General features: G+C 61.8%; 13 protein-coding genes and 1 pseudogene. 6 read left to right on the forward strand and 8 right to left on the reverse strand.

Going from position 1 to position 14,761, the window contains the following annotated elements:
- Positions 1-102 precede the first annotated feature (102 nt).
- The 3 genes from L5G32_RS18395 to L5G32_RS18405 form a co-directional block, all read right to left on the reverse strand.
- Complete coding sequence (locus tag L5G32_RS18395) at positions 103-1,149, reverse strand: Fis family transcriptional regulator (RefSeq protein ID WP_237012533.1); 1,047 nt, start codon at positions 1,147-1,149, stop codon at positions 103-105.
- Positions 1,150-1,300: 151 nt separating this feature from the next.
- Entirely contained in the window at positions 1,301-1,666 is a 366-nt protein-coding gene (locus L5G32_RS18400; RefSeq protein ID WP_237012534.1) for a helix-turn-helix domain-containing protein, read from the reverse strand.
- Complete coding sequence (locus tag L5G32_RS18405; protein ID WP_237012535.1) at positions 1,663-2,796, reverse strand: tyrosine-type recombinase/integrase; 1,134 nt, start codon at positions 2,794-2,796, stop codon at positions 1,663-1,665. Before L5G32_RS18405 ends, L5G32_RS18400 begins: the two co-directional genes overlap by 4 nt.
- A 446-nt stretch (positions 2,797-3,242) precedes the next feature.
- On the opposite strand from L5G32_RS18405, the gene L5G32_RS18410 reads away from it, so the two are divergent.
- The 4 genes and pseudogenes from L5G32_RS18410 to L5G32_RS18425 form a co-directional block, all read left to right on the forward strand.
- Positions 3,243-4,349 (forward strand): tyrosine-type recombinase/integrase, encoded by a 1,107-nt coding sequence (locus L5G32_RS18410; RefSeq protein WP_237012536.1) that lies wholly within the window; start codon positions 3,243-3,245, stop codon positions 4,347-4,349.
- A complete protein-coding gene (locus tag L5G32_RS18415) occupies positions 4,346-4,678 on the forward strand; it encodes a helix-turn-helix domain-containing protein (RefSeq protein WP_237012537.1) in 333 nt (110 codons plus the stop codon). The genes L5G32_RS18410 and L5G32_RS18415 overlap by 4 nt, the downstream gene beginning before the upstream one ends.
- A 456-nt stretch (positions 4,679-5,134) precedes the next feature.
- Complete coding sequence (locus L5G32_RS18420; protein WP_237012538.1) at positions 5,135-6,190, forward strand: site-specific integrase; 1,056 nt, start codon at positions 5,135-5,137, stop codon at positions 6,188-6,190.
- Between the two features lie 112 nt (positions 6,191-6,302).
- Positions 6,303-6,621 (forward strand): annotated as a pseudogene (locus L5G32_RS18425) (DDE-type integrase/transposase/recombinase); the annotation flags it as partial.
- A gap of 47 nt (positions 6,622-6,668) precedes the next feature.
- Here L5G32_RS18425 and L5G32_RS18430 read toward each other — a convergent pair.
- Genes L5G32_RS18430 through L5G32_RS18440 form a run of 3 tightly spaced genes read right to left on the reverse strand, consistent with a single transcriptional unit; the run spans position 6,669 to position 10,044 of the window.
- Positions 6,669-8,228 carry a flavin-containing monooxygenase gene (locus L5G32_RS18430; protein ID WP_237012539.1) on the reverse strand — a complete coding sequence of 520 codons (1,560 nt, stop codon included), beginning with the start codon at positions 8,226-8,228 and terminating at the stop codon, positions 6,669-6,671.
- A complete protein-coding gene (locus tag L5G32_RS18435) occupies positions 8,225-9,157 on the reverse strand; it encodes a patatin-like phospholipase family protein (protein ID WP_237012540.1) in 933 nt (310 codons plus the stop codon). The genes L5G32_RS18430 and L5G32_RS18435 overlap by 4 nt, the downstream gene beginning before the upstream one ends.
- Positions 9,154-10,044, reverse strand: coding sequence for an SDR family oxidoreductase (locus L5G32_RS18440; protein WP_237012541.1), 891 nt, complete (start codon positions 10,042-10,044; stop codon positions 9,154-9,156). The genes L5G32_RS18435 and L5G32_RS18440 overlap by 4 nt, the downstream gene beginning before the upstream one ends.
- Positions 10,045-10,152: 108 nt before the next feature.
- Between L5G32_RS18440 and L5G32_RS18445 the strand changes: the two genes are divergently transcribed.
- A complete protein-coding gene (locus tag L5G32_RS18445; protein WP_237012542.1) occupies positions 10,153-10,800 on the forward strand; it encodes a TetR/AcrR family transcriptional regulator in 648 nt (215 codons plus the stop codon).
- Positions 10,801-11,661: 861 nt separating this feature from the next.
- Here the strand turns inward: L5G32_RS18445 and L5G32_RS18450 are convergent.
- The gene (locus tag L5G32_RS18450) at positions 11,662-12,648 is read right to left on the reverse strand and encodes an oxygenase MpaB family protein (RefSeq protein ID WP_237012543.1); all 987 of its coding nucleotides are present in this window, start codon (positions 12,646-12,648) and stop codon (positions 11,662-11,664) included.
- A gap of 64 nt (positions 12,649-12,712) precedes the next feature.
- A complete protein-coding gene (locus tag L5G32_RS18455) occupies positions 12,713-13,357 on the reverse strand; it encodes a TetR/AcrR family transcriptional regulator (protein WP_237012544.1) in 645 nt (214 codons plus the stop codon).
- A gap of 235 nt (positions 13,358-13,592) precedes the next feature.
- Between L5G32_RS18455 and L5G32_RS18460 the strand changes: the two genes are divergently transcribed.
- The gene (locus L5G32_RS18460; RefSeq protein WP_237012545.1) at positions 13,593-14,732 is read left to right on the forward strand and encodes a saccharopine dehydrogenase NADP-binding domain-containing protein; all 1,140 of its coding nucleotides are present in this window, start codon (positions 13,593-13,595) and stop codon (positions 14,730-14,732) included.
- Positions 14,733-14,761: the final 29 nt, after the last annotated feature.

A 14,761-nucleotide genomic window follows, 5' to 3' on the forward strand; every position in this document is an offset into this window, starting at 1 on the left:
TCACTCTGACCATCGATCCCGACACCAACCCGCAGACGGAGGTGAGTACCGATCCATTGATGGAACTACCCGCCTGATCACCAACGAAGGATCACAAACCAGTTACACCACTACAAGGGGCTTGACCAGGTCGCGTTCTCCGGAGAGGTAGCGGAATGGTTCGTCGAGGGGTGTTGGCAGCGAGATTGCGATGTCGCCGAGCGTGACGGTCACGAGTTTGTCGGAGACTATTACGCGGTCCCAGGTGAGTTTGACGACCCGCTCAATCTGTTGGCCAAAGACAAGCACCAGAATCCCCGCGGCCCGGTCCCGTGGATTCAGCGCCGGTTCGTCCGACGTAATGCTGTCAACGACGTCTCTCTGGTTCTCAACGCTCATCTTCGGGCTGGTGCCACGTCGGTGTGGCGTCATTGCGAGGTCAGCAGCGACCAGCTTGGTCTTGATCGCCCACGCAAGGAATCGAATGGCGAACTCTCGCGTGCTCGGACCTTCAGCTTGCCACGCGTCTAAATCTGACTGAGATAGGTCGCGGATCGAGATGTCCCGGTCGGTAAGCCAGTTGAGGAATTCGATTGTGACGGTGACGGTTTGCTTAGACCGCAAGAATGTCCCGTGCGACACCGACTCCATGGAGTGCATCTGCCGCAGGTGGTGCCAGCGGATGTAGCGGTTGACAATATCGCGGTGTTCGGCCGATTTCAGTCGGTTAAGGGCGTCGTTCGACCAGTCGATGTAGCGGTGCAGCAGTCCGTCTCGGGGTGGCAGGATCTGATGGGCGACGAGGAGCTCTCGGACGTATTCTCGGGTGCGTGATCGGGGGAGTTGATCGACGACGTCGTGGGAAACGAGCGGTGTGCGGGCCAGGTCGGTGAGGAACGCCGTGACGTGTTCCTGGTTGATCCAGGTCAGGCCACTGTTGGCTCGTTTCATCGACTTCAGGGCAGCGGCAAAGGGTTGTAGCTCATCGTTAATGACACCAGTCTCTGGGTTCGTCAGTAGCCGGTCGACGGCCGCTCCCAGAACGCATCGCCAGCAGCGGCCCTGCGCGTACAACTCTTCCTCGGCGCCGCACTCAACGCAGTCGACGTTAAGTTTGATGCCAGTGCATTTGCGGCACGCGGGTTCGCCGTTGATGAATCCTGGTAACACTCCATCGTGACCGCACGCACATCTGCCTCGGGTCCGTTTGGCTGCCTGGTAGCAGTAGCCGCACACCCCAAGGCCCTGCCAGGTGACGACACATCCGCGGTGCTCGCCGCAGCGGTCGCACGGGACTTCCCACCGTTGTGGGTCTTCGGGTTTACGTGGTCTTGCCATCGTCATCATCACCGCGGACGACCCGGATTCGACGGGCAACGGAGCGCTTCTCGCCGATACCGAGATCGGCCGGGTTCGCTGGTGCGTCTGCCGTGGCTGCAGCGCGCATCTCCACGTACGGCTCGAACAGATCGTTGGGTGTGCATTCAAGGATGTCGCACAGCGCCGCGAAGGTGCGGGCAGGGATCCGCTCGGGCGTCCCGGTCACCAATCGGTGGACCTGAGCATTAGACAGGTTGATACCGCGTGACTTCAGCAACGGAATGAGCTCCGTTGTCTTCCAGAGATTGTGATCAGCCATCCGCTGGCGGAGATTCCAGTGGTAGCCGATCCGGCGTTGCTCGCTCACGTGTCCTTCCCTGCATCTTTTTCGTCACGTGTGACGATTCGTTGCTGGATCATCCGTTGGATTGTCTTCTGTTTGAAGTCTGCCGAGACCGAGGTGTAAAGCGCAGTGGTGGAGGAGTAGGCGTGGCCGACTTGCTGCTGGACGAACATCGGGTCGTATCCGGCCTCCAGGAGATGGGTGACGTAGGAGTGGCGCAGGCAGTGCATCTTCAACTCTGTCGGCAGCCCAGCGAGTTCGCGGACCGTTGTGAACGTGCGATTAAAGTTGCGGATGCCCGTGGCACCTGCCCGTTCCGACGGCCACAACGACGCCGAGCGGTCCGCCGTAGCGAACTGTTCGCGGCCTTGCGACGAGAGCCAATGATCGAGAACGTCGACCACCCAGTCAAACTCGGGCACCGTTAGAACAGTGCGTCGGCGCGGTCCTGACCCCGACATGCCTTTCGCGTAGCGGACCTGGACCGCACCGTACTGGCGGTAATTGTCGACGTGCGGGTTCGGGCCGAAATCATGGTAGTCGAGCATCGCGAGCTCTCTGCGCCTCAGACCGTAGGCGTAACAGACCTTAAAGGCAGTCGAGTCTCGCATCAGCGGGAGCCAGCGCTTCGAACCCTTGGCGAACTCTTGGTCGACAAGGTCGTCGCACGTGTCAAAGAATGTCTGCAACTCAGTTTGCGTGAAGCTACGCCGATCGGCTGGAACGGCGTCATCGGTCTTGTGGCGCGGCGTGTTCCACTCGAAAACGACCTGGGAAGGAACGTCTTCAAATGCCTTGCTACAGAACGTAGCCCACCCGTATCTTTCGTCAGTGACGTAATAGCAGAAGGCCCTGATAGTGCCGGCGTTCGCGCGCAGCGTCGACACGGAGACACCTTTGGGGCCGATACGTCGATCTGCCAGGAACTCGTCGACGTGAATAGGTTGCCACGCCCACGGGTACTCGTTGGAATGCTCCTGGAACCGTGCCACCAGACTGCACGATGACTGGATGAACGGGACGCCGAGTCCACGGGCCAGCATCTGCGCTCGCCAGCCGTCTAGCATCGCCTCGAAGACACGGTCCTCGGGCCGCAGAAGGCCGACGACACCGTTCGAGAGGAACTCTGGTAGCCGACCTGGAACACTCTGCATGAACACAAGTATAGCGCGAGAATCTCTCATCTGTTTGCATAAACCGATGCTGATCTGCGCATCACACTAGCTGATCACGGCAGGCCCGCTCATGGGCAGCCGTCACAGCCTGCCGCTTCGCTCAGGATCCGTCAGGACGAGTCGTCTCATCTGTTTGTACTCGTCCTGGTTGTGTGCCGATAATATACATTATGTCAAATGAAGCTCTGCGTATTACACCAGATGAATCAAGCTCCCACCCCAGCGTGCGACCTACTCCAACACTGCGCCGACCTGCATAAACGATGCACTACAGTGTCGCTAGCCGCGCAGAGACGGTGAGTTGCGCCCCTCGGAACGCCGCAGAATTCACTTCGACAGAAGTTCTTGACCAGCACCTATTGCCTTCGAGTCTCATCTGATGCATCATTGATTCATCGGATGAAACCGTATTTTCGGAGGTTTCGATGCAGATAGACGAGGTTGGACGCGTCCACTTGGTGAAGTCTGTCCCGCTGCTATATCCCGAGGAACGGGTTGTCGAGCTCATGCTCGACGGATGGCGTAACCAGCAGTTATCTCGGAATCTCCAGTTCGAGACGATCGACCAGCGCGCCCGGTGCGTCCGGCGGTTTATCACGCACTCCAACGAGGAGCCCTGGAACTGGACGCCAGGGATGGTCGAAGAGTTTTCCGGGGATCTCCGTTCGATCCACCACGTCGCGCATTCGACGCTCCGTGGCTACCAAAACGCGCTTCGCGCCTTCTGCTCGTACGTCGCCAACCCGGACTACGGCTGGGATCGAGTCTGCGAAGAATTGTTCGGCACTCACCCAGCACAGGTGTGCTTCGAGTGGAACACCGCACAGCACGTTCAGGAGTACGACGGGCAGCCGACTAAACGCCCGTACACCAGAGAAGAACTCGACGCCCTGTTCGAGTACGCCGACGAGGAGGTCGCTCGCATCGGTGCGACGACTCGAAAAGGATGGCAAGCGGCCTACCGCGATGCAACGATGATGAAACTCTCGTACGCTTACGGGCTACGGTTCACCGAGGTCAGCCATCTGCAAACGATCGACTTCGCACGAAACCCTCACGCACGCGAGTTCGGCAAATTCGATGTCTGCAAGGTCCGGTACGGCAAGTCTCGCCGCGGGTCCCCGCCGAAACCACGGTCCGTGCTGACCGTGTGGCGGTGGACGCCAGCGATCACCGAGGACTGGCTGCAAAATGGCCGCGGACATCCCGACAGCCTGGACGTATTCCCCAGCGAACGAGGCGGACTCGTCAGCGAACCGACGCTCCTACGGCGACTCCGCCGCTACCAGACCGAACTCGGGATACCCAAGGGCGTCGATCTGCATTCGTTCCGACGTTCGTACGCCACACACCTACTCGAAGCTGGCTGGGATCCGAGGTTCGTTCAGGACCAGATGGGCCACGAACACGCATCGACCACCGGGATCTACCAGTTCACCTCCGATCAGTTCCGCCAGTCGACACTTCGATCGGCGTTAGACCGGACAATGAACGAGGCACTGCACAGCGCAGAGAAGGGCAAACGGCCATGAAGCGAAAAGTCGATTACACCTGGCGCCTGGCGGAGCTGATGGCCGCTCGCGGTATGAACAACACCACCGACTTGATCCCGTTGCTGGCCGAACGCGACATCTCCCTATCCCGCCCGCAAGTGTATCGGCTGGTCAACCAGCGCCCCGAACGCGTCTCACTGCAACTAATCTCTGCCCTCTGCGACATCCTCGGATGCGGACCGGACGATCTCCTAACCGTCACCGCAGTCAACGCTCGCGAACACAAGAAGGCCAGCAACTCAGGCCCGAACGTCGTCTCACTCGATCGCACGGCGCGCCCACGCCGCGCCAACATCCTCGACGAATAGCCACATCATGAGGTGAGGACCATGGAACCACAAGGACTCGTCCCCCACTACTCGGTTCGCGGTCGACCGCGATTGACCGACGGCTACTGGACGTGCGACCGATGCGGACGATCCACGACCCGTATCCAGGCACACTGGCCCGAGGGGCGTATCTGCTTCACCTGCTGGTTCACCGCCATCCACACTCACGGCATCTGCTCATGCTGCGGAGCCGTTCGGCTCCTGCCCGGCCCTCTAGCGCAGGCCGGAACACTGCTCTGCGCTGATTGCGCCGGTATCGCCGACGATTTCCGCTGCGCCCGCTGCGGTGAGGAGAACGGGCACCATCGTGGGAAGATCTGTGCTCGCTGCGCGGTTCGCGACGACCTCCACCAGATTATGGGCGGCACGCCGACCGACCCGATCCTGCTTGGGCTTGTCGACGCGCTGTGCCGAGCGAAACGCCCTGAGTCGACGATGATCTGGAAACGTTCGCCGAAGGTCATCGCGCTGCTGCGCGGGCTGGCCGACGGGTCGATCCCGGCCACACACGAGGGCCTCGACCGCCTGCCCGGGCGTGCGACCGAACACTTGCGGGCGCTGATGCAGCACCACCAACTCCTCCCTCCTCGCGATCGGTGGCTCCCGCGATTCGAACAGTGGATCGAGATGAAGCTCGACGGCCTACCCGGCGAGGTCGCTCGGCCCGCCCGCCACTTCGCGACATGGCACCACCTGCGCCGTACCTGCGAGATCGCCGATGACGGCGGCGACACCCAACCGTCAGTTCGCTCGGCCAAACAGGAGATCACCGAGACGATCAAGTTCCTGACCTGGCTGCACGAAACCTACGGTCGCACCATCGAATCGTGTACCCAGTACGATGTCGATCAATGGATCGCGACGGGACCGACCACTCGACACGCGATCCGTACCTTCCTCGTCGTCTGCAAGCGAGACAAGCTCAACACCACCGTGACTCTCGGTCATCGCGTGGCTCGCACGAGCCCAGAGCTCACCCAGGATCAGCGGATCGCCTGGATCGGGGAACTGGTCACCGGTACTAGTGAAACACTCTCCTACCGTGTGGCCGGCGTGCTCATCCTGCTCTACGCCCAACCACTGAAGACAGTCGTGCGACTACGACGAGAAGCCGTCCTCGACGGCGTTCCCATGACCATCACCTTCGGCACGCATCCGGTCGACGTTCCCGAACCATTCGCCGACCTCGTGCGACAACTGCTGCGTCATCGAACGAACCTGCGCATCACTGGCGAAGACACTCCATGGTTGTTCCCCGGTCGGCAAGCCGACACACACATGTTCCCCGACACCGTGATGCATCGACTCCAAAGAATCGGAATGAGCAACCTCGGCGCCCGCAACAGCGCCCTCAACGGCCTCGTCATCGAATGCCCGCCACCTATCGTCGCCAACGCCCTCGGCTACAGCCACCAAGTCGCGTTCCACCATGCCGAACTCGCTGGGGAGACCTGGGCACGGTACACCGGCCGAACCATCCGGCAACCCTAATCCCCTGGCCGTCGGCCTCAACAACACGTTGCAAGCACAGCCCGCAGGGCCTCCAGAGGGTCTGCTGCACTGATAGGTGACAATCGAGCGGCCTAATCAGATGGTTGGGCTGGAAGGATGTTCATATCGCTGTGCGTTCAAGGACGCCCACTCCAACCGGATCGTGGGGTACTCGATCGACAAGAGGATGAAGTCCCGTCTGGCAGTGGCTGCCCTCAACAACGCCGTCGCCAGACGCGGGGACGTGGCCGGCTGCGTGGTCCACACCGATCGCGGGTCTCAGTTCCGTAGCCGGAAGTTCGTGCGTGCTCTGGGCCGCCACGAGATGGTCGGCTCGATGGGTCGTGTCGGTGCGTGCGGTGACAACGCGGCCATGGAGCTTCTTCTCGCTCCTACAGAAGGACGTCTTAGACCGCCGTGCCTGGGTGTCAACGGCGCGTGAATACTGACCCCCACCACGTCGATACGGGGTCAGCTCTCACCGGCCGTTGACACCTCGGCTCGGCCTGTCTCCCTGGTCGACTGTCACGTCCGAGACCACTCGTCGGGCATTCGTGCGAACAGCAGTCGAGCCCCCCTTCGTAAGGTGAAAATCGTCTTCGTTCGGTGATTCGAGCATCCGGCTCATGGTGGCCCGATCGAATGGCCAGAGATCGATCGTGTTGTTGTCGGTGAAGTACCACGAGTCGCAGCCGGTGTTCCATACCGTCGGCCCCATCGCGTCCGCCACTTGCCGGTTGAATCGATTCGTGGCGTCTGCGGTCACTTCAACCGCGTCAATTATGTTGTCTCGGAACCGCTGCAGCCAGTGAACGATGTATCGGGCGGTGAGTTCGGCGGTGTACTGCAGGGATATGGACCCCGTCGGCGAGTTGGGGCCGAGCACGGTGAACAGGTTGGGATATCCGGGGATCGCCGTCATCTGGTAAGCGCGCGGGCCTCGCTCCCAGGCCTCGTCGAGCGAAATACCGTCTCGACCCTCGATGTTCATGGGCCGCATGTAATTGTGAGCGTGGAACCCGGTTGCGAGCACGATGACGTCGACGTCGTGGTGGACTCCGGATGTTGTGCGGATACCGGTCGAGGTGACCTCGGTGATGCCGTCGGTGACGAGGTCAGCGTTGTCGGCGGTGATCGCCCGGTAATAGGTTCCGGAAAGCACCTGTCTTTTGCAGAGTGGTTGGTAGTCGGGGGTCAGTGACTTGCGCAGATCTCGATCTCGTACCTGCGCCCGCAACGACAAGCGGGCGTAGCGCTGCACTGCTCGGCGACGCCATGACGGTGTGGTGACGATGTCGGCAAGAATTCCTGATGCCCAGAGCAGGCCACGGTATGTCGCGTCGTGAAGCCGGGGATAACGTCCCAGCAGCTGTGCCACGACCGCCGGTTGCGGTGTCCGCATGGGTGCCCAGAGAATCCACTGCGGCGACCGGGCGAAGTGGCTCACACGCTTCGCCGTCGGTTGCAGGGCCGACACGATCTGAACTCCGGTGGATCCGGTGCCGATCACTGCTATCCGTTGATCCGCGGTGACGATGGCATCGTCCCAGCTCGCGGTGTGCACCGTCGTCCCGGAAAAGGTCTGCAGGCCGGGTATGTCCGGGACTGCGGGTTGGTGGAGCACCCCGGTTGCGCAGACAACAAAGTCGGCGACCTGGGTCCGTCCATCATCGGTGGTCACGTGCCACTGTGCGGCGTGGGTGTCGTAGCGGGCTGCTGTCACCTCGGTGTTGAGGCGCAGGTACTTGTCCAACCCGAATCGTTCGACGACATCGCGATGGTATTGCTGGATCTCATCTCCGGTGGCCCAGATGCGCGACCAGTTCGGATTGGGCGCGAACGAGAACTGATAGATCTGCGACGGTACGTCGCAAGTCAGCCCCGGGTAGCGGTTCCAATGCCAGACTCCCCCGACGTCGGAACCCTTCTCCAGGATGGTGATGTTCGTGAAGCCGGCCTGCTGCAACGTATATGCGGTCGCGATACCGGCGACGCCGGCGCCGATGATGACCACACGCGGGTCCCGAGGTCTGGTCACGAGCGCACTCCGCTCGCGCTGAGCGCTCGCCGGACCGTCTCCGGCGCGGTGATCATCGCCGATTCGAAGGCGGCCCGACGACGGCTGCGGTTCATGAAGTTGGCGCCCAGGCCCGCAAGGTCATCGCGTGTGGCCACGACCGGGACAACCCGGGTCCCGCGGGCCCGAACCCGCGTGATCTCACTGTCGAGAACCCTGCTCATCGGGCGGCGCAGCAAGCGGCTCTCGGCGTATCCACCGAGACCGGGGGCACGATCGGTCCGTTCCGAGGCCATCGGCGCCACGACGTAGATGACGTCAGCGTCCTCGGCGGCGATCAGATCGACGGACGCCGTGGATGCGGCCCCGCCATCGACGTAGTGGCGTCCCGCGACGGTCACCGGCGGCATCCATCCGGGTATTGCCCAGGAGGCGCGCAGCGCTTCGCCCGCTGTCGGCCGCGGCGCGCCAGGAGCCCCGAACGCGACCCTTTCGCCAGACCGGTAGTCGAACGCAACCATCCGGACGCCAGGATGAGGCGGCCACCCTGCGTTGTCGCTGAACGCTTCTGCCAATCGCTGCAACCACGAGGCATCTGCGCGTCCGGTCGGCGCGAGACCTGTCATCCGGGCGAGACCCCGTTCGCTTCGTAGGAGTCCCGGGTTCAGCATCCCCGGCTTCGGTATCGGCGGAAGTCCCGGAGGCGTCGCATTGATGTGCTCGCGCAGCCTTGTGTCAGTGGCGACCCCGCGGTGCATGTCGACGAGGCCCTCGACGCTGACGCCGCCCGCGAGCATCGTCACCGTCTCCGCCCCTGCCGACGTGCCCTGCAGCACATCGGCTTCGCGTGGGTCCAGGCCTGTCTGCTCGGCCAAGGCGTGAAGCGCCGCAACAATCCAGGTTGCGCCGATCGTTCCCCCGCAGCCGATGACGATCGCTGTCTTGCTCATTTGCCGACTTCGTTCGACGTCGGACCCGGTGCACAGTGCGCGCGGGTCTGGCGGTCGATGCGATCAGAGTAGGTGCGGCGACCGTCCGCGTCGATCGACCTCAGCGCGCGTCGATCATCGAGCAATCGCCGCGCCACATTCTGAATCGACTCGGGCACAAATGCATTGACCACCGACCATCCCGGAGCCACCCATCGGGGCACCGACGTGCGGGCCGCCTGTGTGCGCACCGTTTTGACGATCGCAGCAGCGACCACGTCCGGATCGACTGTCGGCATCCCGCCGCCGAGTTCAGCTCCTGAAGCGAGTTCCGTCCGGACCGCTGCCGGCAGAATCGCCGAGATACTCACACCGGTACCTGCGTATTCGCGGCGGGCAGCCAGTGATGCGCCCAGCGCCGCGAACTTGCTCGCGTTGTAGGTCACCATCCCGGGGATCGGGATCATGCCGGCCATCGACGCAACGTTCACGATATGACCAAATCTTCGATCGACCATCTGCGGGACCACTGCTCGAATACCGTTGAGCATCCCCTTGACGTTGACGTCGAGAATCAGATCAGTGGTGGCGTCGGTCTCGTCGGTCAAGGCGCCGAGCGGCATGACCCCCGCGTTGTTGACAAGGATGTCGATGGGTCCGGAATCGGACACGACAGTGTCGACAAACTGTTGCCACGATCGAGGACTCGTCACATCGAGGCGACCCGATCGGGCCCGGGGGATGTCGTCTGCGGTCGCCGCGGCGACGTCCGTGTCGACGTCGCCGATCCAGACCGTTGCTCCCCTGTCGGCGAACAATCGGGCCGTCGCGGCGCCAATGCCCCTCGCACCACCCGTGATGATCACGGTCGTCCCGTCCACTGACCCCAGCTGACTCGCAGCACTCATTGCTAGATCCTCTCCAGCGGCCGACCAGCGACCGTCCCATTTGATATACCGAACGTATTCAAATACCGAAAGTATGTCAATGGGCGCCCGGTCCGGTACCATTTCGGCATGCCGCGACTGACCCGCGCCGAACGCCAGGCCCTGACCCGCTCCGAGCTGGTCGAGTCGGCAAAGCGTCGGTTTCTGAGCACGGGATTCGCAGGCACAAGTGTCGACGACATCGCCGAGGACGCGGGCTATTCAAAGGGTGCTGTCTACTCGAACTTTCAGGACAAGCGGAACCTCTGTCGGGCGGTACTCGACGCTATCCACCACGAAAAGCTGGGAGAGATCGCCGCGATCGCGACCTCGGGCATCGTTCTGGAGAATCGCATCGAGATGCTCACGCAATGGGTGGAGGACACCGCGGGCGACGTCAAGTGGACGATGCTCGAACTGGAGTTCGTGGTGCTCTCGCGCTCCGATCCCGAACTCGCCGCCATGATCGTCAACCTTCGCGATGACGCCCAGGAGATGGTGACCGCGGTGCTGCAATCGTTCCTGTCTGGCCTCGGAATCAGCGATGTCGGCGAGGCAGAGCTGCCCGTGCCGCTCGACAGCGTCGCCAACTTTCTCCTGAGCACCGGCATCGGTCTCGGAATCCAGCGTGCAGTCGACCCATCGGTTTCGGCCGGACCGGCAACAGATGCACTGCGGGCCGCTTTTGCAATTTTGGCCAGTCTTGCCCCGTCGATCGAGGCCATGGCGGAAGAATAAGCGCAGCCCCGGGCCCTTGAGTCACGAGCTGTCATAAACCTCAAAGTCATCCCCGCGCACCCGGTCACCGGCCTTCAGGGAGCGCAGCGACGCTCCCTGTTCGCGACTTCGACGGAAATCGCTGAAGCGACCATCAATGACCCGCTCGACTCCAGTACAGCTCGCCGCCCTAATCTACGGTGTGGCCGACGACGGAAGCGCAGATCGCCGACCACCGGAGAACTCGCGACTACCGGACACGACACTTAACCAGTAAACCCCTGCCGGGCAAGCCAGATCAGATCTCACCTATCCGTGCGGCAGTCCCTGCCCATGACGGTCACGTTCGGCAAACACCCAGTCGATGTCTCCGACCCCTTCGCCACCCTCCTGCGAGAACTCCTCAGCAACCGCTCCAACCTACGAATCACCGGCGAGGACACCCTGTGGCTCTTCTCCAGCACACACGCCGGTCACCACATATCTCCTGACACAATGATGCACAGACTACGAAGACTCGGCATGAGCAACCTCGGATCCCACAACAGCGCTCCGAACGAACTCGCCGTAGAATGCCCACCACCGGTAGTTGTAGACGCTCTCGGATACAGTCATCAATCCGCGTTGAGACACGCGGAACGCGCAGGTGAAACGTGGTCACGATACGCGGGCCGACGGATCCGCCAACCATTAGCGCGAAGCCGAGAACCTGACTCGACTGATCGCCCATCCTGACCACGAAATACAATACAGCTCCGTCGCCTACTCCGAACGGCTCAACGCAGCACGACTGGACCCCAGTTTCCGTGCGCAAGCGTCTGGGACAAGCTGTATCTCCAACGAACGCGAGTATATTCACGTCGAGTTCGACCGCAGAAGCCGTCAGGTGCGCGTCTTCGTCGATGGACGGGGAGGCTCTGAGGTATCGGCGGCACGGGCCGCCCGCATCCGCTGACGGTATTGGGCCAACGCAGCTGGCGAATAGTGAGTCCGCCACACTGGTTCCGGTGAGCCGAAGCGCAACCGAATTCGCATGTAGCACTCAACCCAGCCGCTCGATGCCCGCCGTGGGATCAATCGCCAGATATGGCGGTGCGCAGCCAAAGTCACCTCATCCGCGCGCGTGGGCGACATGCCCATCGCCGCACCGACCGTATCTGTATTCACCAGGAGCAGGCCGACCCGCGCGATATGGCGTGCAGGGCCACTCACAATCCGGGTGAAAGTATGCGGAAATTTACTAGGCGAGCGCAGACGAGAAGGGTCCGCGCGTTGGCCGAGCAGGTAGCTGGTGGCCGCAGCAGCCGATGGGTCAACGCTCTCCAGCCACGAGGAGTCGCGATACTCGATAAATCCATCGTAGGTGTCGGGCAGCGAGGCGGCACCGAAAAGTGCGCCGACCGCGCGCAGTCCCGCGTACGCATCTTCACGAAACTGATCTGACGGCCATCCACGCAATTTCTCGTGAGCGTCCATCAGCGGGATCATGATCGCAGCCCACGTCCAGTTCCACAGATCGTTCTCCCAGGCGTGATATTTTGATCCGTCAGCGAGCTCACCGTGAATGAAGCGGTGCAACTCTTCAATCGCCGCAGCGACTTCTCGACGCTCCTCATCAGCGAAGACGACACCGAGAACGAGGTCGATTGTGTCTCGAGCGCGACCGATCACATCTTCCAGCCGAACCTCGTCCCGCACCGACACTTTGCCGATTCGATCATGATCATCAACACCTTTACCGCCTTTGGGCGAAAGCACTGGGTAGATGAAAGCGGGGAACGCGGCATACACGGTCGAGGCGTCAGCGAGCATCACGCGAGTCGGACTTCCTGGCCCCAATAGCGCATCGAGCTCATCGTCAGTCAACATCTCGACTCCCCTTGGTTGATTACTGGCCGTCGACTCGTCCGAAAACTCGACGGCGTCCGCGCTTCTATGTGGTGATTTCCGGTACCGATGACCGCAGGTCGACAGCGACAAGACCCTGGAACATCGCCCCGACCGCTGCAATCTCGTCAACGAGCGCGGAATTCATGTCCTCAGCAGCGCTGACCATCGTGTTGCCCGCGCAAAGCACACGGATCAGCAGTGCCGCCGCAGTAGACAAGGGCAGACCGGACACCAACTCATCGCGCTGCTCCATGATCATGAGCAACGTGAGCAACGGATCGAGCAAGTACTGATCGTCGATCGCGGCGACCTGATCGGAACCGAGGACCTCCGGAGCCTGCCTCATTACCTCCCGGTGTACCGGATCAGACAACGACAGCATCGCGAACTTGGCCGCAGCCATGGATGCGACATGGACGCCCGCGCCACGAGGCCGCCCCTCAAGTTCCTCGCACGCACCCGTGATCAGCGCCTCGGCAACCTCAAGCCGACCAACGAACACCTCCGTGAACACGGCCGTCTTATCCGGGAAATGCTTGTAAAACGCACCCTTACTGACCCCAGCGCGATCAGTCAGATCCGCCAACGAGACCGACTCGAAGCCATCCGTGCAAATACACTCCGTTGCGCTCTGAACGAGCGAATCTCGGGTCTGCGCGGCAGTAACTTCACGGCGCGTTGGAGACATAGATGTCCACCTCCCATACTCGACGGATCCACCTGGGCGACCAAGAGTATTCCAGAAACCCATGGTCACTATATCCATCGACAAAATGGCAGTCAAGAACTTGAGCGCACATCGCGCCGCGAGTCTAAATATTGCAGGCCACGTGCCTCCCGTTGCCCTGACTCGACATGCCAGCTACAGTGACCGAAGAATTCTCGGCGACTGATGGTCGCTCACCTTTGAAGGAAGTGCAGTTATGGCTACACCAGTTGGCCGCGCGATTTTGCTGGGCGCAACCGGCTACACCGGCAAGCTGGTGCTGACCGCACTGAGGCAGTACGACATGCCACTAACTTTGGTGGGCCGCAACGTGCGGGAGCTTCGGCTGCTCGCCGAACGGCATGGACCTGGTATCGACGTCGTGTACGGGGACGCCTCAAGAGCGGCTTCATTGCCGCGCTTTCACGACACCGATGTGGTGATTTCCACTGTCGGACCGTTCACACGGGTCGGGCTCGCGGTGGCTGACGCAGCGATCGAGAGTGGAGCGGCATATCTCGATTCCACGGGCGAGCCGCCATTCATCCGCACCCTGTTCGAATCGAGAAGCGCTGCAGCAACGCGGCGAGGAGCGACCGTCGTCCCCGCATTCGGCTACGACTACACCCCCGGCGCCGTCGCGGCATCGGCGGCCATCACTCAAGCCCCCACCGCAACGCATGTGCGGATCGGCTACTTCCTCACTGACGACACCGGCAAGCAGATTCCATTCAGAAGACTGACCCGAGCAACAACACCGGGAACACGCGAATCACTCGCCCGCGTAATCTCGGAACAGTCCTTCGCATTTCGCGGCACATCCGCCCCGTTCGGGACGACGACAGAACGGAACGGTACGCAGCTCCTAAAATTCCAGGACCATGAAGGGCGAACCGTTCGCGCACTCTCTGTCGGAGGCGCCGAACATTTCACCGTCCCTGAAGCGCACCCCGGCATTGAAACGGTCGATGTGGGACTCGGCTGGCTTGGCAGAGCCACCACGCCACTGCACGCGTTGACACGACTACTCGGCCCCACCGCCACCTCCCAACCAGCGAAAGCCCTCACAGACACCGCGTCGACGCACCTCCCATGGCAACAACACGTACCGTCGGGCGGCGTCTGCAGCCTCATCATCGCTGAGGCCACAGACGCCCGCGGACGTCTGCTCGCACGGTCAACATTCACAGGAACCGAGCCCTACGAATTTACCGGCCGCCTACTAGCGTGGGGTGCCAACGAATTCCTCACCAACTCTCCACGCCGGCCCCCCGGGGTTGTCGGCCCACTCATCGGATTCGGAATTGATCGCGTCACCAAGGGCGTCGAACACGCCGGGATACGCAGCCGTCCATAGCCCGAGCCGTTGCAACGAAGTCGACACTT

The sequence above is a fragment of the Gordonia zhenghanii genome, from assembly GCF_021738965.1.
In the GTDB taxonomy this organism is placed as follows: Bacteria; Actinomycetota; Actinomycetes; order Mycobacteriales; family Mycobacteriaceae; genus Gordonia; species Gordonia zhenghanii.

Coding starts and splice junctions, on each gene's coding strand:
- L5G32_RS18405 (WP_237012535.1), bottom strand. CDS start 2,796: ATGCAGAGTGTTCCAGGTCGGCTACCAGAGTTCCTCTCGAACGGTGTC.
- L5G32_RS18410 (WP_237012536.1), top strand. CDS start 3,243: ATGCAGATAGACGAGGTTGGACGCGTCCACTTGGTGAAGTCTGTCCCG.
- L5G32_RS18415 (WP_237012537.1), top strand. CDS start 4,346: ATGAAGCGAAAAGTCGATTACACCTGGCGCCTGGCGGAGCTGATGGCC.
- L5G32_RS18420 (WP_237012538.1), top strand. CDS start 5,135: ATGATCTGGAAACGTTCGCCGAAGGTCATCGCGCTGCTGCGCGGGCTG.
- L5G32_RS18435 (WP_237012540.1), bottom strand. CDS start 9,157: ATGAGCAAGACAGCGATCGTCATCGGCTGCGGGGGAACGATCGGCGCA.
- L5G32_RS18440 (WP_237012541.1), bottom strand. CDS start 10,044: ATGAGTGCTGCGAGTCAGCTGGGGTCAGTGGACGGGACGACCGTGATC.
- L5G32_RS18445 (WP_237012542.1), top strand. CDS start 10,153: ATGCCGCGACTGACCCGCGCCGAACGCCAGGCCCTGACCCGCTCCGAG.
- L5G32_RS18450 (WP_237012543.1), bottom strand. CDS start 12,648: ATGTTGACTGACGATGAGCTCGATGCGCTATTGGGGCCAGGAAGTCCG.
- L5G32_RS18455 (WP_237012544.1), bottom strand. CDS start 13,357: ATGTCTCCAACGCGCCGTGAAGTTACTGCCGCGCAGACCCGAGATTCG.
- L5G32_RS18460 (WP_237012545.1), top strand. CDS start 13,593: ATGGCTACACCAGTTGGCCGCGCGATTTTGCTGGGCGCAACCGGCTAC.